Below are 18,144 nucleotides of genomic sequence, written 5' to 3' on the forward strand. Positions count from 1 at the left end.
TACACACGACTGGTGGTAAAGTTTGATTTTTTGTTCTGAGCAGATGACGGCTTACGAGAACAGCCTGGGTCTCATGGGCTCGGAGATTTGTGTAAGGGGAGGGTGTCTGCGCGCCCATACCCTTCGTGTCGCTGTGCACCGGCATCTAGCCGGGCCGTAATCGACACAGGCCGTTAGTCGTTCGGCGTGATGACGGCGCGTCCCGCGATCTTGCCCTCGTGCAATTGGTGGTAGGCGTGCGCGGCATCGTCGATTGCGAAGTGTTCGACGAGCATTTTGATCTTGCCGGTCTGGGCCAAGCTGATCACCTCGATCAACTCGGGTATGGTGCCCCAGAACGGCGACGCGACAGCGCATTCGTGCGGCGGGCTGGAGAAGTTGACCGGCAAGGTCGCGTTGCCGACCCCCACGATGGTCAGGTGCCCGAGGACCCGGGCCACCTGCGCGGCCATGCTCAGCGTGGGATTGACGCCGACCAAGTCGAGGACGAGTTCGGCGCCGCCGCCCTTGGTGATGTCCTTGACGCGTCTCACCGCGTCCTCGCCAGAGATCAGCGCCTCGTCGGCGCCCATCGACTTGGCGATCTTCAGCTTGTCTTGCGAAGTATCAACCGCGACAACGGTTGTGGCCGAGGCCAAGGCCCGCAGAACTTGGATGGCCATTTGGCCAAGGCCGCCTGCGCCGATGACGACGGCGGTAGAGCCGGGCCCCAACAGATGCACCGAACGCTTCACCGCGTGGTAGCTGGTCAGCCCCGCGTCCGTGAGCGGCGCCGCCTCACGAGGGTCCAAATCGCCCAACGGGATCAAGTAGCGCGTAGACGGGACGAGCAGATACTCGGCCATGCCGCCGTCGGTCCCGCCGAGGCCCCCCGGGCTGGGCTTACCCGGCGTCTCGCAGTAGTTCTCCATGCCTCTGCGGCAGTTCATGCACAGGCCGCAGCCCCACGGTCCGTAGACGATGACGGGATCACCCGGCGCGAACCCGGTGGCTCCGGGACCCATCGTCTCGACCCAGCCGGCATTCTCGTGGCCTAGGGTGAATGGCAACGTGAATGACCTTGCCCCGGGGGCTAATTCGAGTAAATGTAAGTCCGAATGGCAGGCACCGGCACCGCCGACCTTGATCAGCACCTCCCCCGGCCCCGGCTCCGGAACCGGCACGTCCCGGAGTTCACCCGGCTGTTGCCATTCGACGAACCGGAACGCCTTCACCTCAGCCCGTGATCCGGTCGAACTCGACCTCGAGATGCAGTGGACCGCGGAACACCTGGTTCACCCGGTAGGGCGGCGGGTCGACGACCAGCCGCGGGTTCTCGACGCGCCGCAGGAACGTCTCCAAAGCGATGTTGACCTCCAGGCGCGCCAGCGGTCCGCCGACGCAGCTGTGCACGCCGCGACCCCAGCCCACGTGCTGGTTGTCAGGCCGCTGGATGTCGAACTTCTCGGGGTCGGGGAATCGCTCGGGATCGCGGTTCGCCGCTCCGTACAGCAGGTGCACGGCCGAACCCGCGGGGATGACGGTCCCGCCGACCTCTATGTCGGCGGTGACGCTGCGGCTGGGGAAGAACTGGACGGCCGACTGCAGCCGCAGCACCTCTTCGATCGCCTTGGGGATCAGGTCCGGTTTCTCATGGAGCAGTTCGATCGATTCGGGATTGCGCAGCAACGTCAACACACAGTGCGCGATCGTGTTGACGGTCGAATCGTGCCCGGCGATCAGCAGCAGCATCGCGTTGGCGGCGGCTTCGCTTGGTGTCATCGGCCCGTCGGGCCCGTCTTTGTCGTTGACCAGCTTGGACAGCACGTTGTCCTGCGGTTCGGTCAGGAAGCCCTGGATCAGGTCGGCCATGTAGGCGGTGAGCGCGGCTGTACTTTCCTTGCCCTTCTGCTGGCGCGCCTGTCCTTCTTCAGTGGCGGCGTCGGGCCCCATGTCCGCACCCGCCATGAAGTCGAAGATCCAGCCGTGGAAGGTGGGTTCGTCCTTCAACGGGACACCGAGAATCTGGCAGATGACCGCGACCGGAACCGGGTAGGCGTAGTCGTCGACGACGTCGAAAGTGTTGCCGCCCGGCCCATTGACCCCCGCTTTGATCTTGTCCAGCGAGTCGTTGCACAGCGTCTGGATATCGGCCGCCATGTTGGGGATGACATTCGGAGAATGTGGCGGCGCGAAATGCCGCATCACCTGCCGACGCTGCTTGTCGTGTCTGGCCGGGTCGGACACGATCAGGCTGGGCTCCCGGCCGTATGCCGCCATGTGCTCGGCGCCGACGTCGGGCTGAGCGTCGGCCGCAGGCTGCGCCGAGATCGGGCTCTTCGAGATGTCCGAGCTGACGTGCGGGTCGTGCGCGAGCTGCAGTAGCTCGCGGTAGCCGGTGACCACATAGACCTTATCGGCCACCTGCACAACGGGTGTCTTGCGCAGCTCGTCGAAGAATCGATAGGGATCGTGGCGGTTCTCGTACTTCATCGCCTCGGTCCATGCGGTTTCTGCGGTCGTCATTGCGGCCTCCCCTCCTGGGCGCGGACTAGCGAGCTTTGGGGCGGAACTCGGCGCCCCGCGATGTCGGGTCGTGACCGGTGAGCACGACGTCGGGAAGGCCCGTCGGCTCGCGCGGGTCGGGGAAACGGGCCGACATCGGTTCAGAGTTTTCGGGTACGTCGTAGCCCGCCGGCGGCGGCGGGAACGGGGCTGAGCGTTCGATCATCGCGCCGTAGTACTCGAGCCATTTGCCGTGGTTGAAGGTGATGGCCCCCACGATGCGGCCGTTCTTACCGAACGCGGCGGCGAAGCGGAGATCCTCGACGGAGCCCTGGGTGAACACAATCTCGTCGCCGAAGGAGCACACGCCACAGCCCTTGATGTTGACACCGAACTGGCCGGACCAGAACTGCGGCAGCGGCAGATGTGGTCGGCGTGCTCTCTCGAGGTTGACCATGTTGTGCGCGGCGGCCTTGGCACCAAGGACGGCGGCATCCACGTGCTCGATGGACATGAACTGATACTCGTAGAGCACATGCGGGGCCCGCGCGATGTCACCTGCGACGAAGATGTTGTCGGTCACCACACCGTTGATGTCGAAGGCGCGGCAGCCGGCGTCGCAGGCCACTCCCCAGAATCCGGTTGCGAGTTCTGCGCCCTCGAGCCATTCGATGTTTCGGATCGATCCCAGCGATGCCACCACCACGTCGACATCGAGCGTGGTGCCATCGGAGAGCTTGGCGCGCCGCACGTGTCCCTCCGCGTCTCCTTCGAGGGCCTCGACTGCGACACCGGTACGTAGGTCGACGCCGGCGTCACGCTGCATTTTGGCGGCGATGTCGCCGATCACCCCGCCGAGCGCGCCCACCAACGGTGCGCTGGATCGCTCCGCGACGGTCACGTCCAGTCCGAGGTCGCGGCAGACGGAGGCCATCTCCGATCCGATGAACCCCGCCCCGACGATCAGCACCCGCCTCGGACGGGCCTTCAAAGCCGCCTGCAACTCGGCGGCGTCATCGCTGGTCCGCAGCGTGAAAAGGCCTTTCAGCTTGGCCTCTTCTGGATTGAACCACTGCCGGGACCGCACGCCGGTGGCGATGAGCAACCTGTCATAGGGCACCTTGTCACCGTTGGCGAGCAGGACTTCGTGGTTATCACGGTCCAATCCGGTGGCCGCCACACCGAGGCGCCATTCGGCGTCGATCGCGCGCATCCGGGGCAGCTTGGTGTTCCCCGCAGGCACCCATCCTTTGAGTACCTGTTTGGACAGCGGCGGCCGATCGTAGGGCTCGTGTACTTCGTCGCCGATCAACGTCAGCGATCCGGCAAAACCCTCGTCGCGCAACGCTTCGGCGGCACGCAGCCCGGCAAGGGAGGCGCCGACGATGACGATCCGGCCCTGCGACTTGAACGTCGAAACCAGATCGTCGACAAGCGACTGCGTACTCATTTGGTCGTCCTGTCCGCGGGTGGATCCATCTCCGCGATGATCGCCTGCACCGGGCACGACGCAACCGCTCGGGCGACGTGCTGGCGTAGCGAGTCGTCGGGATTCGGGTCGTAGGCGAGCGCCTCCTCGCCCTGCAACTGAAGGACCTCCGGCGCGAGCGGGACGCACTGCGCGTACCCCAGGCAGCGATTCAGATCGACCACGATGCGCATGCTTGTTCGCTCCTTGTCATCCGGCACTGAGGGCTGGTCAGCGCCGCTCCCGATGTCCCGCGAGAGGGGGCTGACAGTACCTGTAACGCATCCGTAATAGACGCTTTTGGGCTTTGTCGTCCCGCCACCGAAATAACGGGCTGTCGGATACGGTGACCCCGGCCGCGATGGTGAGGATTGCGATGAGAGTGCCCTCATTACTGTGATGAGTGGTGCTGCCGCGCGCCTCGAGGTTTTCGACCCCGGCCTCGTCCGCAGTCGTCGCGGTGTGCGGGCGGTGTGTGCGACCGTGCTGGCGTGGGCGACGATGGTGGCGGTCACGTTCGCGTTCGACGTCGCCGACCCGGTACGGATCACGCTGTTCGCCGCGGGCGCCGCCTTCGAGGGCGCGCTGTTGGCCCCGGATCCGCAACCCGCAGACCGCATTCGCACGCTCGGATGGGCGGCCGTTGTCGCGGCGGTCGCCATTGTCGCGACGGTCGCACTCGCCCGGCACGCGGTGTGGGCCGCCGCGGCATTTCTTGTCCTGCTGATGTTCTCGTCGTATGCGCTGCGATCGTGGAGTCCGCGTGTCGCAAGCCTGGCGCTGATGGGCGCCATCACCGTCTACGTCACCGGCGCCGGCTACATCACGATCGGCCGGATCGGATGGTTCGTCGTCGCACTGGTCGTTGGCTTCGCCTGGCTGGCGCTCTGGGAAGCCGTCATCCTGCCCGATGATCCGCTGCAGTCCCTCAACTCATCGGTTCAGGCGTTCTCCCGACGTGCCGCGGACGCCGTCGCCGGCATTGTCGACGCCCTTGCCGCAGCCAGGGACGGCGCGCCGTCGGATGATGGAAAGGCACTTCGCAGGCACCTCGACCGGGCGGGTAAGTGTCGCACCGCCATCGAAGGTCAGTTCCCCGGTGTTGTCGTACGAGGCTTGCGCCACAACGATGTCGACAGGCTGCGGGTTGCGCTGCACTCGGCCCAGAAGGGGCTGGAGGACATGGCCGACCGGGCCGAGGTGCCGGGCTGGGTGCAGTCGCTTCCCGACCAGATCGCCGGGTCGCTGCGCAGCACTCTGCTCGCGCTTGCCGTTGCCCTCGGTGATGAAGTCGACGAGGGGTCGAGGGGCACCGTCGTACGTGCGGCCCAGGAATTGCGCGGCCACGTCCACGAAGCCCTGACGCAAACGGCGAAGACCGGAGAGGCACCGTTCGCGCCGGAAGCTCTCCTTGCGGCGCTGACGCTGCTCGCAGGTGGCGAGGTCGTGGCCCAATCCGTAACGCAGGCAAGGAAGTTGGCCGCTGCTGCGCCCACGGTAACCGGCGCCGAGAAATCAACGGGCGACAGCGCAGCCGCTCGGGCCGACACAAGCTCGCCTCCTGGTCGTCGGACCGTTTCGCCGACGATGGCGCTCGCGATACAGGCGGTCGTCGCGGCGGTAACGGCCGGCCTGATCGCCAACGCGGTGGGAAACGAGCAGAGCCTCGTCGTTGCCTGGACCGCGTTCGTGGTCATCGCCGGATCTGCAGGGCAGTCGACGCGCCGGGCCTTGGTCAGGTTGCCCGCCACGCTCGTCGGAGCCGTCGGCGGGGTGGCGATCGCGGCATGTGTCCCGGACAACCTCTTCTGGACCGTCGCCGTCGTCGCGGTGGGCGTGTTCTTCACCATCGTCTCCGCTCCGGTCTCGTATCCGGCGATGGTGTTCTGGATGAGCATCGCGTTCGTCCCACTGTTCGCGACCGAGGGCCGCTACCTCGATCTGATCAGAGACAAGACAGTCGCGGCACTGATCGGCGGGTGCGTGGCCGCGCTCGTCGCGCTGATAATCGTGCCCATTCGCACCTCGCGCGAAATTCGCCCTGCCGTGTTGACCTACCTGGATGCTCTCGATGACGCGCTCGAATCACACCTGCCCGGCCGGGAGGACGGAATCGCCACCACGCAGGCCGAACTCGACCGCGCCCACGGCGCCCTTGCTGCCACAGCTGCATCGGCCGCGAGCGAGATCAACGTCTTCGCGCAGCCCGAACGCGTGATGAATATCGAAGCTGGAGGCGCCGTCAGGTCGGAGCATGCGCGGGCTGGAACGTTCCTGACCCGTCTGCGTCCTCTTCGGCGCGAATGACATGCACCACGGCGTTGATGAGCGCGAGATGGGTGAACGCCTGCGGGAAGTTGCCCAGGTGGCGTCCGGTGCGCGGCTCGATCTCCTCGGCGTAGAGGTGTAGTGGGCTTGCGAAGGACAGCAGCCGTTCGCACAGGTGCTTGGCGCGGTGGATCTCACCGATCTCGACCAGCGCCGACACCAGCCAGAACGAGCAGATCGTGAACGTGCCCTCCTCGCCGGACAGCCCGTCGTCGGTTTCCTCCACGCGGTAGCGCAGCACCAACCCTTCCTCGGTCAGCTCGTCGGCGATCGCCAGGACGGTGTCGCGAATTCGTGGGTCGTCGGGCGGCAGGAACCGGGTCAGCACCGCCAGCAGCAGCGAGGCGTCGAGTGCGTCGTCGCCGTAGCGCTGGGTGAGCACCCCGCGGGAGTCCACGCCGTTGGCCAGGATGTCGGCCTTGATCTCCTCGGCGATCGCGCGCCACTCCTTCGTTTGGTTCGTCCAGCCATGCAGGTCAGCCAGCTTGGCGCCGCGGTCCAGCGCGACCCAGCACATGATCTTGCTGGACGTGAAGTGCTGGGGTTCGCCGCGCACCTCCCAGATGCCACGGTCGGGCTCGCGCCAGTGCTTGATCGCCTCTTCGACCTGTTGCTTGAGCACCTGCCACAACGCTTCCGGAATCTGCTCGCGAGACCTGGCGTGCAGATACACCGAGTCCAGCATCGAACCCCAGACGTCGTGCTGCCTCTGGTCGTATGCGCCGTTGCCGATCCGCACCGGCCGGGCGTTGTCGTAGCCGGACAGGTGCGGCAGCTCCTCCTCGACAAGGCGGCGCTCCCCACCAACGCCATACATCACTTGAAGTTCATGGCGCTCTTCGGTATTCGCGCCGGACACGTCGACGATGAAGGAGAAGAAGTCATCGGCCTCCCGATCGAGCCCCAAGGTGTAGAGGCCCCACAACGCGAACGTCGAATCGCGGATCCACGAGTACCGGTAGTCCCAGTTACGTTCGCCCTGAGGCGTTTCCGGAAGCGACGTGGAACACGCTGCCAGCAGTGCGCCTGTCGGCGAGTACGTCAACCCCTTCAGCGTCAACGCGCTGCGCTGCAAGTAGCCCCGCCACGGGTGGTCGGGGAAGTTGCCGATGTTAATCCATTGCCGCCAGCATTCGCTGGTCGTCCACATCTTGTCGACGGCTTCATCGTATGTCTGGGGCGCGGGTTGTTTGGAAAAGCTCAGTGCGACAAAGACGTTGTCGCCCTCTTTCAGCCGCGTGCGTGCCCGTGCCTGGCGGCCCTCCAACCCGATGCGCAGATTGGAGGTCAGCCGCAGCGTCGGGTGTGCGTCCGGGTCATGGTTGGCCCGAGCAACGGCTTCCCCATAGCCATTCGCCGAGTACTCCCAGTTCGCGCTGGCACGGTGATAGTCGAACGACGGCTCGCAATCCATCACCAGCTCGACGGTGCCGCTGACGCATCGCACGGTTCGCAGGATCGTGTGTTCGGCGTCCCAGTCCATCGGTACGCGGCGATGCGTCCCCGACCGCGTCTCGATATCTCGCCACGGGCCCATCACCATCGTGTCGCGGACGATCATCCAGCCCGTATGGGTCTGCCACGTGGTCTCCAGGATCAGGCTGCCCGGCAGATAGCGCCTGCCGGAAGGGACAGAGACGCCGTAGGGGCTCAGTCGGAAGTGTCCTGCGCCGCGATCCAGGATGGCCCCGAACACGCTGGGCGAATCGGGCCGTGGCACGCACAGCCATTCCACCGATCCGCTCGACGAGATCAGGCAGCTGTTCTCGCAGTCCGATAAGAAGGCGTAGTCGGCGATGGGCGGAAAGGGGTTTCTCGAACCGCTCGAGGCCGCTGGCACCGGGGCGGTCGCGTCGAGTGTTACGGCGGAACCGTTCCCGCCGGCCGGCGTCGCATGCTGCAGGACCATCTGGCCATCATTGACCGCCGACCCCTCCGGCGCACACCTTTGGTCGCTGCCCGGCACGCGTAGCGGCACGCGTAGAGCTTGCGATTTCGGCGAAACCCCTACAGAGTGACCTCGTTGAGCTTGCCGGTTGCGACGTCGAACACGAAGCCGCGCAGCGACTCGTGCTTGGTGACGAACGGGCTCGCCTCGATCCGGCGGAGGGATTGACGCACGTCCTCCTCCACATCGGCGAACGCTTCGGCCGCCCACTCCGGCTTGATGCCCGTCTCGTCCTGAATGGATCGCTTGAAGTCGTCGTCGGTGAACGTGAGCATGCCGCAGTCGGTGTGGTGGATCAGGATGATCTCCTTGGTGCCGAGCAGCCGCTGGCTGATCGCCAGCGAACGGATCTCGTCGTCGGTGACCACCCCGCCCGCGTTGCGGATGACGTGTGCCTCGCCGTCGTTCAAGCCGAGCGCCCGGTAGACGTCGAGCCGGGCGTCCATGCACGCCACCACCGCCACGTGCTTGCTCGGCGGCAGCGGCAGCGGGCCGGAGAAACTCTTCGCGTACTCCTCGTTGTTCTTCAGATAATCGTCGGTCACGGTCATTTCGACCTCCTTGTCGGCTCGCAAACGTCGGACACGATAACAACACGGCGTCGGCGTGCCACGAGTCAGAATCAGGACGATTACATAGGCGACGACCGCCCTGGCCGAGGATGCACAGGACGGTCGTCGCAGTCTTTTCGGCTATTTGTGGGCGGTCAGGTCGTAGACCGTGCTGCCGCCGACGTCACTGGACGCGAAGTTCTGCTTCACCCAGTCCGTGATCTCGCTCGCGGTGCCCGACCCGCGATGGCCGGGCGGGCCGAAGTGCTCACCTTCGATGAAGTACCTGACGTCGTGGTTGGCCACGTAGTCCTGGAACTGTGCCAACGTCGGCGAGTTGTCGCCTCCGGTGAACCCACCGATCGCCATGATCGACGCGCCGCTCTTGAGCTCCAGGGTGCTCGCCCCCATCGAGCCGATAGTCGCTGCGGCCCAACGGTTGTCGAGGCCCTGAAGCAACTCGACCAGCGCCTCGTTCTCGGCCATCCGACCGCCCGGCCCGCCGGATCCTCCAGGCCCGCCGCCGCCGGGAAAGCCGGACGCGTCACCCTTGCTCGGACCCGAGGTCGAGATGGCCCCGTTGTGCGCGGTTGCCACGGTCTCGACGGCGTAGGCCGCAGGCGCTGCCACGCCGAACAGGATCGCTCCCGCCGCCAACACCGCGACCAGGGTTCCCTTCCGGTGTGCACCCGCGGCGAGCATCGCCGCCATCAGCACCGACCCGACGAGCACGGCCCATCGCAGCGCGGGCAGCCAATCAGGAGTGCGGTCAAGCAGGACGAACGCCCACACGCCCGTGGACGCCGACATCGCCGCCAGCACCAGACGTGACCACAGGCGGTCCCTGACGCGCCACAGTTCGCGCACCGAGATTCCGACCAGCGCCGCGATTGCAGGGGCAAGGGCCACGGTGTAGTACGGGTGGATGATGCCGTCCATGAAGCTGAACACCGCGGCGGTGACCAGTAGCCAGCCGCCCCACAACAGCAGGCTGGCGCGCAGCTGATCTGTCCGAGCGGCCCTGCGGGTCAACCACAGAGCAGCGGCCAGGCCGATCAGGGCGGCAGGTAGCAGCCAGGAGACCTCGGTTCCCATCGACTGCCCGAACATCCTGCCGATGCCCGGCTCGCCGCCGAACAACACATTGCCTGCTCCGCCAGGGCCACCGCTTCCGCCAGGGCCACCGCCCGGACCACCACCAGGGGACCCACCGCCGGCGATGCGGTCAATCCCGTTGTAGCCCAATGCCAACTGCAGCAGGCTGTTCGAACTGGAGCCGCCGATGTAGGGCCGCGAGTCGGCAGGCCACAGCTCGACGAGAGCGATGTACCAACCCGCGGACACGATCATCGCGCCGGCTGCAACCATCAGCTTCCAGACTCGCTGCCACATTCCGATGGGAGCGGCGACGAGAAACGCCAGCGCCAGCCCCGGCACCACGAGGACGGCCTGCAACATCTTCGTCAGAAAGGCGAAGCCGAGCGCTGAACCGGCCAACGCCATCCACCCGGTGCTGCCCGTCTCGATCGCACGCACCACGAAGTACGCGGCGGCCACCATCAACAGAACCAGCAATGCGTCGGGATTGTTGAACCGGAACATCAACGCCGCGACCGGCGTCAGCGCCAGAGCGGCACCCGCGATCAGACCGGCGCCGGGTCCGCTGACCCGCCGCACGGCGGCATAGAGAAACGCGACCGCTCCGACGCCCATCAGCGCCTGCGGCAACAGCATCGAGAACGCGCTGAAGCCGAAAAGCCTGCCGGACAACGCCATCACCCACAACGCCGCGGGCGGCTTGTCGACGGTGATCGCGTTGCCTGCGTCATGCGACCCGAACAGCCAGGCCGTCAGGTCCTGGGTGCCAGCCTGCACGGCAGCCGCGTAGTAGTCGTTGGCCCAGCCCGACGAGCCGAGCCCCCACAGATACAGCACGGCGGTGCCGACCAGCAGAGCCAGCAGCGCAGGTCTTTCCCAGCGCGGTCGGGCCGGCGGCCCACCCGCCGTTTCGGCTGCCTGCGTATGCACTTCGGCAGTGATTGTCATTGATCGGATTCCTTTGGGTACGTGTGTCAGTTGTGCGCGGGGTGTCAGTGGTTTCGGCTGTGTACGTGCGTCAGCGGTTTCGGCGCGGGTGGAACACCCAACCGCGCAGCAGCACGAATCGAACGGCGGTGGCCAGCAGGTTGGCGAGCACCAACACGGTGGCCTCGACCCACCGGCCCGGCTCTCCGACGATGGCGTGCAGGGTGGCCAGCGCACCGCTGGTGATGCCAAGCGCGATGCCGAAGACGATGAGCCCCTCGACGTGGTTGCGCGCGACGTTGTTTCGGTGCGCGATCCCAAACGTGTAGCGGCGGTTGGCCGCGGTGTTGCCGATCGCCGTGACCAGGAGGGCGATCAGGTTCGCGATCTGTGCCCCGAGCCAGCCGTGCAGCATCATGAACAGAAGAAGGTAGGCGGCCGTCGAGGCGATTCCGATGCTCGCGAACCGCACCGTCTGGCGCAGCAGCGATCCTGGCGCAGCCGCCCGGCCCGACGAACTCAGCTGGGCCGCAACAGTTTGCACGGGTATCGAGCCCGACGCGAAGCCGCGCAGCAGCCGCGCGATGCCCTTGAGGTCGGCGGCCGCGGTGGCCACGATGTCGACCCGGCTGTCCGGGTCGTCCACCCAGTCCACCGGCACTTCGTGGATGCGCAGCCCTGCCCGTTCGGCCAGCACAAGCAGTTCGGTGTCGAAGAACCAGCCGGTGTCGGTGACATGCGGAAGCAGGCGCTGCGCGACGTCTGCGCGGATGGCCTTGAACCCGCACTGCGCGTCGGAGAAGCGTGCCGCGAGCGTCGACTTGAGGATGAAGTTGTAGCAGCGCGAGATGATCTCGCGCTTGGGTCCGCGCACCACGCGGGCGCCCCGCCCAAGCCGGGTCCCGATCGCCAGATCGGAGTGGCCGGAGATCAGCGGTGCGACAAGAGGAGCGAGCGCGGCGAGGTCGGTCGACAGATCGACGTCCATGTACGCCAGCACCGGGGCGTCCGACGTCGACCACACCGCGTGCAGCGCACGCCCACGCCCCTTCTGCTCGAGCCGCACCACCCGGACGTCGTCGAGCTCGGCGGCGAGCTCCTCTGCGATGCGGGGCGTGTCGTCGACACTGGCGTTGTCCGCGATCGTGATGCGCGCCGGGAACGGGAAGTGGTCGTGCAGATGACGGTGCAGGCGGTACACCGAGTCGGCGAGGGTCGCTTCCTCGTTGTACACCGGCACCACCACATCAAGCACGGGAACCCCCTTGTCGCGGGCCGCCAGCGCCGCGTTCGGTCGCGCTTGGAAGCGGCTCGTCCGAGCCGAGCCGGCGTCACGTTCGAGAACGATGTCTGTCATGAGTTCCATGGTCGAGGAGCAGCGTGTGTCGGTCGTTGGGTGCGGCTATGCGCAAGCTATGTGTTCTTCACCGGCTGAGTCAGGTCGTAGATGACGACCTTGTCGACCGTGGTTGGCGTGAAGCGCGTCTCGACCCAATCCGCGATGTCGGCGGCTTCTCGGCTTCCCGACGTTCCGTGGCCGCCCCACTGGCCGACCATCAGCTGACCACGGATGAAGTAATGGATCCTCTTGTCGGCAACATAGCGTTTGAACTCGTCGAGTGTCGGCGCGGGATCCGTTCCGTTGAAACCGCCGATCGCCATCACCGGCGCGCCGCTGCCCAACTGGTAGCCGGCGGCGTTGTTCGATCCCATCGCCGCCGCCGCCCATGTGTAGTCGTCGGCATCGGTGGCCAGCATTGCCGACAACGTTGGGCCGGGTGTCGGCGCGCTGAGCAGGCCGCCCGCTCCCAACGGCATCGAACCGGCGCGGGCCGGGCCAGCCGATGGTAGGGCCCCGCGGTGCGGCGTCGCCGCCGTTGCGACGGAGTAGGCCGCCGGGGCCGCCAGAGCCACCGCGATCGCCAGGCAGGCGGCAGCACCTGCCACGGTTGCGTTCAGCCGACCCGAAACCAACAACAGCACTGCGGCGCCCAATCCACCGACGGCGATGGCGGCCGAAAGCCACGGCAGCCAGCCTTCGGTCCTGGCCAACAGCACGCACGCCAGGACCGAGGTGATCACGACGGTCCCTGCAAGTGCGGTCGCGCACGGAAGCGAAGATCGGTTCTGCCACAACAAGGTTGCGCCGATGCCGACGCACGCGCCGATCGCCGGGGCCAGCGCCACCGTGTAGTAGGGGTGCACGATGCCGTTCATGAAGCTGAACACCGCCGCGGTCACCAACAGCCAGCCGCCCCAGATCACTGCCGCGGCGCGCGTGGGGTCGGTTCGGGGTGCCCGCCGGGTGAGGAGCACGATGGCGCCGAGGCAGATGACGGCCGCAGGCAACAGCCAGGCGATCTCGGTGCCCATGCTGTGCCCGAAGAGCCTCCCCCAACCGACGTCGAAGTTCATGTTGCCTAGGCCGCCGGTCTCGTTCCCGGTCAGCCGGCCCAACCCGTTGTAGCCCAACGCCAGTTCGACGATGCTGTCGTGCTGGGATCCGCCGATGTACGGCCTGGCGTCGGAGGGCCACATCTCGACGAGCACGAGATACCAGCCTGCTGCGATGATCATCGCCCCGACCAGGCAGGCCGCGTCCGCCAGTCGTCGACCCAGCGGACGGTTTCCCGCCAACAGGTACGCCGCAACGAATCCCGGTGTCACCAGGAAGGCCTGCAGCATCTTGGCCAGGAAGCCGAAGCCGACCGCGACCCCCGCCGCGACCAACCACCAACGGCTGCTGTCCTTTTCGCATGCCCGCTGCGTGCAATAGGCGCCCGCGACGAGCATCAGAACCAGGAGTGCGTCGGGGTTGTTGAACCGGAACATCAGCGCGGCAACCGGCGTCAGCGCCATGATCGAACCGGCGAGAAGCGCCGCACCCGGGCCGCTGACCCGCCGCACTGCGGCGTAGAGGAGGGCTACCGCGGCCACGCCTTCGAGGGCTTGCGGCACAAGCACGCTCCACGGGTTCAACCCGAAGATGCGCACCGAGATGTCCATGGTCCAGAGCGACGCGGGCGTCTTGTCGACGGTGATCGCGTTGGCGGCATCGCTCGAGCCGAACAGCATGGCCGTCCAGTTGCTCGCGCCTGCCTGCGCGGCGGCCGAATAGAAGCTGTTCGCCCATCCGCTCGCCGAAAGGTTCCACAGGTACAGCGCCGCGGTGCCGATGAGCAGTACAGCCAGTGCCACCCGGTCGGCAACCACCCGCGAGAAGACGCGAAAGTACCGCGCTTCACGGCGTGTCGGGGACTTTTGCGATCCCCAGCGCGCGCGAGGGCCCAGGTCGGCAGGAGGAAGTACGAGGGTCACTGACGCCATCTTCGGGTATCGGCCTAGGCGTCGGTTTTGGCGTCGCTGTGGCTTGGCTGTGAGTTGACCGGAAGCTTCACCACGAATTCGGTCTTACCGGGGACGCTGTGCACGTCGATGGTGCCGTGGTGTGCCCTGACCACGGCCGAGACTATTGCCAGGCCGAGTCCGGTGCTGCCCTCACGCCTGGAGCGCGACGAATCGCCGCGCGCGAACCGCTGGAAGACTTCGGGCTGCAACCACACCGGGATTCCCGGTCCGTCGTCGGTCACCGTGAGGACGGCATGGTCCCCGTCGACGGCCAACGCGGTCGTGACGGATGTGCCTGCCGGGGTGTGGGTGCGCGCATTGGCGAGCAGGTTGACGAGCACCTGGGTCAGGCGCGCCTCGTCGCCCCTCACCACGATCGGCTGTTCCGGCAAGTCCAGCGACCACCGGTGCTCGGGGCCCGCGATATGCGCATCGCTGGCGGCGTCGACCACCAGCCGGGTGAGGTCCACCTGAACGCGCTCCAGCGGTCGTCCGGTGTCGAGGCGCGCGAGCAGCAGCATGTCCTCGACGAGGCGGGTCATGCGTTCGGTCTCGGATTCCACCCGGCTCATCGCATGCGCGACGTCGTCGGGCAGGGCGTCTTGTTTGCGTTGTGCCAGTTCGGTATAGCCCCGAATCGCCGCGAGCGGAGTGCGCAGTTCGTGGCTGGCATCGGCGACGAACTGGCGCACCCGCATCTCACTTGCGTGTCGCGCCGACAGTGCGCCTGCGATGCGGTCGACCATGCGGTTCAGCGCCGAGCCGAGCTGACCGATTTCGGTGTGTGCGCCCGCCGGATCGACCTTGACGATGGGACTGGGAAGCCGAACCTCGCCGCGGTCGAGCTCGAGATCGGCCACCTGCCTGGCGGCGGCGGAAACCGTTGCCAACGGCCTGAATTGGCGCCGGATGAGCAGAATGCCCGCCGTCGCCGCGGCCACCAGTGCGATGACTCCGACGATGCAGAACATCACCAACACCCACAACAACGTGTCGTCGACGTCGGAGGTCGGCATACCGACGACGATCGTCTCCTCCGGGCCGGGAGAATGGTTGCCCACCACTCGGTAGCTGCCGAGACCGTCCAGGTCGATCGTCGTCGGATGGCGATTCGGGGCGATCTTCGCCAGCTGTGCGGTCGCAGTGGAACTGAGCCCGGCTCGCGCGCCGTCCGCGGTGATGACGCCGGCGTCGACAGGTACTCCCTGGGCGATCACGGCGCCGACCATCCGGGCGGCCTGGCCGGGGGCGTTGAGAAATTCCGGGCCTGGACCGTCGTCCTCACGGATGGTGATCCGGCGCGGCTGATCGGGCCGCGGCGGTCCGAACGGCGGCGGCCAAGGCATCCCTTCCGGTGGCGGGAAACCCGGCGGTGGGGGCGGCCCGAGCTCGAAGATCACGGCCGAACGGCGACCGGCCTCGATCACCTGCTGATCGAGCTGATGCATGAGAAAGCGCTGCAGCGCGAACTCGGTGGCGACACCGATGAGCGCACACACCACCGCGAGCAGTGCCACCTGGGTGACCAGGAGCCGGGCGCGCAGAGACCACGACCGAGGCGAACGTAAACGGGTCAGCAGGCCCGGGCGGTCAGCCTGCGGGCTTGAGGACATACCCCGCCCCACGCAGCGTGTGAATCATGGGTTCCCGACCGCTGTCGATCTTCTTTCGGAGATAGGACACGTACAGCTCGACGATGTTGGACCGCCCACCGAAGTCATAACTCCATACCCGGTCCAGAATCTGCGCCTTTGACAGTACTCGCTTCGAGTTACGCATCATGAACCGCAGGAGCTCGAATTCCGTCGCCGTCAACAGGATCGGCTCACCGCCGCGGGTGACTTCATGGCTGTCCTCATCGAGGGCCAGGTCGCCGACGACGATTTTGGCGCCACCCGTCTCGCTGGTGACTCCGGTACGCCGCAGCAGAGCCCGCAACCGAAGGACCACCTCTTCGAGGCTGAACGGCTTGGTCACGTAGTCGTCGCCGCCCGCGGTCAGCCCCGCGATCCTGTCCTCGACCGAGTCCTTGGCCGTCAGAAGCAGCAGCGGCAGATGCGGAGTCCGCTCACGCAGCTTGCGCAACACATCCAGGCCGCTCATATCCGGCAACATCACGTCGAGCACGACGACATCGGGCGGGGTCTCCTTGGCCAGCGCGATTGCGGTCTCGCCGTCACCCGCGGTTTGGATCTCCCAGCCCTCGTACCGCAGGGCCATCGAAACCAACTCTGCGAGGACGGGCTCATCATCGACGACCAACACGTTGATCGGCTTGCCGTCGGCCCGGCGCATCACGATGCGCTCGGGATCGTTCGCGTTCACAGATCCATTCGCAGTACCCACGCCAGCCATTATTCGCCCACGTCGTGGGCGCGAGCTGTGCCAATTCTGTGCGCGCACTGTGAAGAGTGAGTACCCATCCGATACCGACACTGTTCACAGCCAACGCACAAGAAGCCGCTGCACAGTGGTCGGGTGACCTCCGAGGTGGCAGAACAGCAGGAAGTCCGGCGCTGGGGTAAGCGTCAAACAGTGGCGGCCGTGGCCGTGGCGGCGGTGATCGGCGGAGTAGGCGGCGCTGCTGTCTACGCGGCAACCGCAGGTTCGTCGCGCATGATGGGCGGGCCGATCCACGGGCCGACCCACGGCCCCCCACCACCGGGTGCACCACCGCCGCCTTTACGGGCTGAACCGGCCGGTGTGTTGCACAGTGAGTACGTCGTGTCGGACGGACAGGGTGGCTTCAGCACCAAGATGACCCAGACGGGCACCGTCGACGAGATAACGCTGTCGTCGATCGTGGTACGAAGCGACGACGGATACACGCAGATCTATGCATTCCCGTCATCGGCTGTCGTCCCCAAACCATCGCTGGCGGCCAACGACACGGTAACGGTGCAGGCTACAAGGACAGGCCCGACGGTGACCCTCAACAGCATCGGTGAGGGCCAACCGCACGGGAGCTGACGGGCGCCTTTTGAATTACGGCCCGAAGCCGTCAGGCGGCTCGGCCGTGACCTCGGGAACCGCAAGCGACGTCTCGATCTCCGTGGCCGCCTGCTCGATGGTGCTCGTCTCCCCGAGCGTCATCTCGGGGTTGGAGACGACGCTGGCCGAGCCACTGTCCTCGCTCAGTACCGCCGTCAGCGTGCCCATGGCAACCACCGCGCTCGCGCCGATGCCCGCCGAAACCAGCTTCAACTTCTGCGAATTCATCACAACACTCCGTTTCAGCCGGACACTCAGCCCGGCGGTTCCTGGCCAATGGAGGAAGGAGGCGTAGTCGTCGCAGGAACCGCGACGGACGTCTCAGGTCCCTCTTGCTCCACGGAATCGACGACCGTCTCGGCCGTCGTCATCTCCGAGGTGGTCACCGGGCCTGGCGGCGCGGGTTCCGGCTCCTCGGCTGCGCTCACATTGCTGAACGCGACCCCGAATGCGCCCATACCGATAAGGGCGATCGCGCCGATCCCCGCCGATGCCAACTTCACCTGTTTCGATTTCACCTCTGACCACTCCAATTCGGACGTTTGGTCAGCCGTCCCCGTCCACCTGGCACGGCCGGTCGAACAGTGCTTGAAGGGTCGCCGACGACCCCTCCGGCGTATTGCATAACCGAAAGGGTCGAGGGTGAAACGTGTGCGGTGAGTCCGCGGCTATTCGGCCGCCTGCTCCTCGGTAGGCAGTGGCGCCGGGCCCTTGATGACGGGCACCGCCATCGATGTCGCCTCGACGGTGTCAGCCTTGCCCGATGCAGTCGTCGTCGCAGCCACGGTCATCTTGCCCACTGCGACGTTCTCGGTGCCGGTTGGTTGCTGATGGATGCTCATCGCGACCGCACCCATCGTCACCACCGCGCTGCCGCCGATGACCGCGGCCAGCAGTTTCGCCTTGTTCCGATTGTTTGAATCCATTGTCACACTCCATTCATGGCCGTTGCCGTTTCGCCCCTGCGGTGCGGCGAACCGTGAAAAGTGCAGGTAGAAGCC

At 66.3% G+C, this 18,144-nt stretch carries 16 protein-coding genes; 2 read left to right on the plus strand and 14 right to left on the minus strand.

Translation table 11 applies throughout. The features are described 5' to 3' along the window. Positions 1–173: 173 nt before the first annotated feature. Genes D6M19_RS27635 through D6M19_RS27650 form a run of 4 tightly spaced genes read right to left on the minus strand, consistent with a single transcriptional unit; the run spans position 174 to position 4,146 of the window. Positions 174–1,214 (minus strand): NAD(P)-dependent alcohol dehydrogenase, encoded by a 1,041-nt coding sequence (locus D6M19_RS27635; RefSeq protein ID WP_123028481.1) that lies wholly within the window; start codon positions 1,212–1,214, stop codon positions 174–176. A gap of 1 nt (position 1,215) precedes the next feature. Then, positions 1,216–2,505: a cytochrome P450 gene (locus D6M19_RS27640; protein WP_123028482.1), complete on the minus strand. Its 1,290-nt coding sequence runs from the start codon at positions 2,503–2,505 to the stop codon at positions 1,216–1,218. A 25-nt stretch (positions 2,506–2,530) separates the two neighbouring features. After that, positions 2,531–3,934 carry an NAD(P)/FAD-dependent oxidoreductase gene (locus tag D6M19_RS27645; protein ID WP_123028483.1) on the minus strand — a complete coding sequence of 468 codons (1,404 nt, stop codon included), beginning with the start codon at positions 3,932–3,934 and terminating at the stop codon, positions 2,531–2,533. Continuing rightward, a complete protein-coding gene (locus tag D6M19_RS27650; protein WP_123028540.1) occupies positions 3,931–4,146 on the minus strand; it encodes a ferredoxin in 216 nt (71 codons plus the stop codon). Before D6M19_RS27650 ends, D6M19_RS27645 begins: the two co-directional genes overlap by 4 nt. Positions 4,147–4,351: 205 nt before the next feature. Between D6M19_RS27650 and D6M19_RS27655 the strand changes: the two genes are divergently transcribed. After that, a complete protein-coding gene (locus D6M19_RS27655) occupies positions 4,352–6,259 on the plus strand; it encodes an FUSC family protein (protein ID WP_123028484.1) in 1,908 nt (635 codons plus the stop codon). On the opposite strand, the gene D6M19_RS27660 is transcribed toward D6M19_RS27655, so the two are convergent. The 7 genes from D6M19_RS27660 to D6M19_RS27690 form a co-directional block, all read right to left on the minus strand. After that, positions 6,195–8,189 (minus strand): glycoside hydrolase family 15 protein, encoded by a 1,995-nt coding sequence (locus D6M19_RS27660; protein WP_123028485.1) that lies wholly within the window; start codon positions 8,187–8,189, stop codon positions 6,195–6,197. The two genes, D6M19_RS27655 and D6M19_RS27660, sit on opposite strands and share 65 nt — an antisense overlap. A 98-nt stretch (positions 8,190–8,287) precedes the next feature. Then, the gene (locus tag D6M19_RS27665; RefSeq protein WP_123028541.1) at positions 8,288–8,779 is read right to left on the minus strand and encodes a beta-class carbonic anhydrase; all 492 of its coding nucleotides are present in this window, start codon (positions 8,777–8,779) and stop codon (positions 8,288–8,290) included. 141 nt (positions 8,780–8,920) lie between these two features. Then, positions 8,921–10,825 (minus strand): ArnT family glycosyltransferase, encoded by a 1,905-nt coding sequence (locus tag D6M19_RS27670; RefSeq protein ID WP_123028486.1) that lies wholly within the window; start codon positions 10,823–10,825, stop codon positions 8,921–8,923. 70 nt (positions 10,826–10,895) lie between these two features. Further along, positions 10,896–12,170 (minus strand): bifunctional glycosyltransferase family 2/GtrA family protein, encoded by a 1,275-nt coding sequence (locus D6M19_RS27675; protein ID WP_164478723.1) that lies wholly within the window; start codon positions 12,168–12,170, stop codon positions 10,896–10,898. Between the two features lie 47 nt (positions 12,171–12,217). Then, the gene (locus tag D6M19_RS27680; RefSeq protein WP_123028487.1) at positions 12,218–14,131 is read right to left on the minus strand and encodes an ArnT family glycosyltransferase; all 1,914 of its coding nucleotides are present in this window, start codon (positions 14,129–14,131) and stop codon (positions 12,218–12,220) included. 14 nt (positions 14,132–14,145) lie between these two features. Further along, on the minus strand, positions 14,146–15,765 hold the full coding sequence (locus D6M19_RS27685) for a sensor histidine kinase (protein WP_123028544.1): 1,620 nt from the start codon (positions 15,763–15,765) through the stop codon (positions 14,146–14,148). After that, a complete protein-coding gene (locus tag D6M19_RS27690; protein WP_123028543.1) occupies positions 15,743–16,447 on the minus strand; it encodes a response regulator transcription factor in 705 nt (234 codons plus the stop codon). Before D6M19_RS27690 ends, D6M19_RS27685 begins: the two co-directional genes overlap by 23 nt. Positions 16,448–16,630: 183 nt before the next feature. On the opposite strand from D6M19_RS27690, the gene D6M19_RS27695 reads away from it, so the two are divergent. Further along, positions 16,631–17,122, plus strand: coding sequence for a hypothetical protein (locus D6M19_RS27695; RefSeq protein WP_206428656.1), 492 nt, complete (start codon positions 16,631–16,633; stop codon positions 17,120–17,122). A gap of 15 nt (positions 17,123–17,137) precedes the next feature. Here the strand turns inward: D6M19_RS27695 and D6M19_RS27700 are convergent, their stop codons facing one another. From D6M19_RS27700 to D6M19_RS27710, 3 genes are all read right to left on the minus strand, one after another. Beyond that, on the minus strand, positions 17,138–17,371 hold the full coding sequence (locus D6M19_RS27700) for a hypothetical protein (protein WP_123028488.1): 234 nt from the start codon (positions 17,369–17,371) through the stop codon (positions 17,138–17,140). Between the two features lie 26 nt (positions 17,372–17,397). Further along, positions 17,398–17,661, minus strand: a complete 264-nt coding sequence (locus D6M19_RS27705; RefSeq protein ID WP_123028489.1) for a hypothetical protein — start codon at positions 17,659–17,661, stop codon at positions 17,398–17,400. Between the two features lie 150 nt (positions 17,662–17,811). Beyond that, the gene (locus tag D6M19_RS27710) at positions 17,812–18,069 is read right to left on the minus strand and encodes a hypothetical protein (protein WP_123028490.1); all 258 of its coding nucleotides are present in this window, start codon (positions 18,067–18,069) and stop codon (positions 17,812–17,814) included. Positions 18,070–18,144: the final 75 nt, after the last annotated feature.

This window comes from Mycolicibacterium stellerae (genome assembly GCF_003719305.1).
Taxonomy (GTDB): Bacteria; Actinomycetota; Actinomycetes; order Mycobacteriales; family Mycobacteriaceae; genus Mycobacterium; species Mycobacterium stellerae.

What these genes read in the sequence shown, in the direction of transcription:
- D6M19_RS27640 (WP_123028482.1), bottom strand. Translation starts at nt 2,505, where the DNA reads ATGACGACCGCAGAAACCGCATGGACCGAGGCGATGAAGTACGAGAAC.
- D6M19_RS27645 (WP_123028483.1), bottom strand. Translation starts at nt 3,934, where the DNA reads ATGAGTACGCAGTCGCTTGTCGACGATCTGGTTTCGACGTTCAAGTCG.
- D6M19_RS27650 (WP_123028540.1), bottom strand. Translation starts at nt 4,146, where the DNA reads ATGCGCATCGTGGTCGATCTGAATCGCTGCCTGGGGTACGCGCAGTGC.
- D6M19_RS27655 (WP_123028484.1), top strand. Translation starts at nt 4,352, where the DNA reads ATGAGTGGTGCTGCCGCGCGCCTCGAGGTTTTCGACCCCGGCCTCGTC.
- D6M19_RS27660 (WP_123028485.1), bottom strand. Translation starts at nt 8,189, where the DNA reads ATGGTCCTGCAGCATGCGACGCCGGCCGGCGGGAACGGTTCCGCCGTA.
- D6M19_RS27665 (WP_123028541.1), bottom strand. Translation starts at nt 8,779, where the DNA reads ATGACCGTGACCGACGATTATCTGAAGAACAACGAGGAGTACGCGAAG.
- D6M19_RS27670 (WP_123028486.1), bottom strand. Translation starts at nt 10,825, where the DNA reads ATGACAATCACTGCCGAAGTGCATACGCAGGCAGCCGAAACGGCGGGT.
- D6M19_RS27675 (WP_164478723.1), bottom strand. Translation starts at nt 12,170, where the DNA reads ATGGAACTCATGACAGACATCGTTCTCGAACGTGACGCCGGCTCGGCT.
- D6M19_RS27680 (WP_123028487.1), bottom strand. Translation starts at nt 14,131, where the DNA reads ATGGCGTCAGTGACCCTCGTACTTCCTCCTGCCGACCTGGGCCCTCGC.
- D6M19_RS27685 (WP_123028544.1), bottom strand. Translation starts at nt 15,765, where the DNA reads ATGTCCTCAAGCCCGCAGGCTGACCGCCCGGGCCTGCTGACCCGTTTA.
- D6M19_RS27690 (WP_123028543.1), bottom strand. Translation starts at nt 16,447, where the DNA reads ATGCGCCGGGCCGACGGCAAGCCGATCAACGTGTTGGTCGTCGATGAT.
- D6M19_RS27700 (WP_123028488.1), bottom strand. Translation starts at nt 17,371, where the DNA reads ATGAATTCGCAGAAGTTGAAGCTGGTTTCGGCGGGCATCGGCGCGAGC.
- D6M19_RS27710 (WP_123028490.1), bottom strand. Translation starts at nt 18,069, where the DNA reads ATGGATTCAAACAATCGGAACAAGGCGAAACTGCTGGCCGCGGTCATC.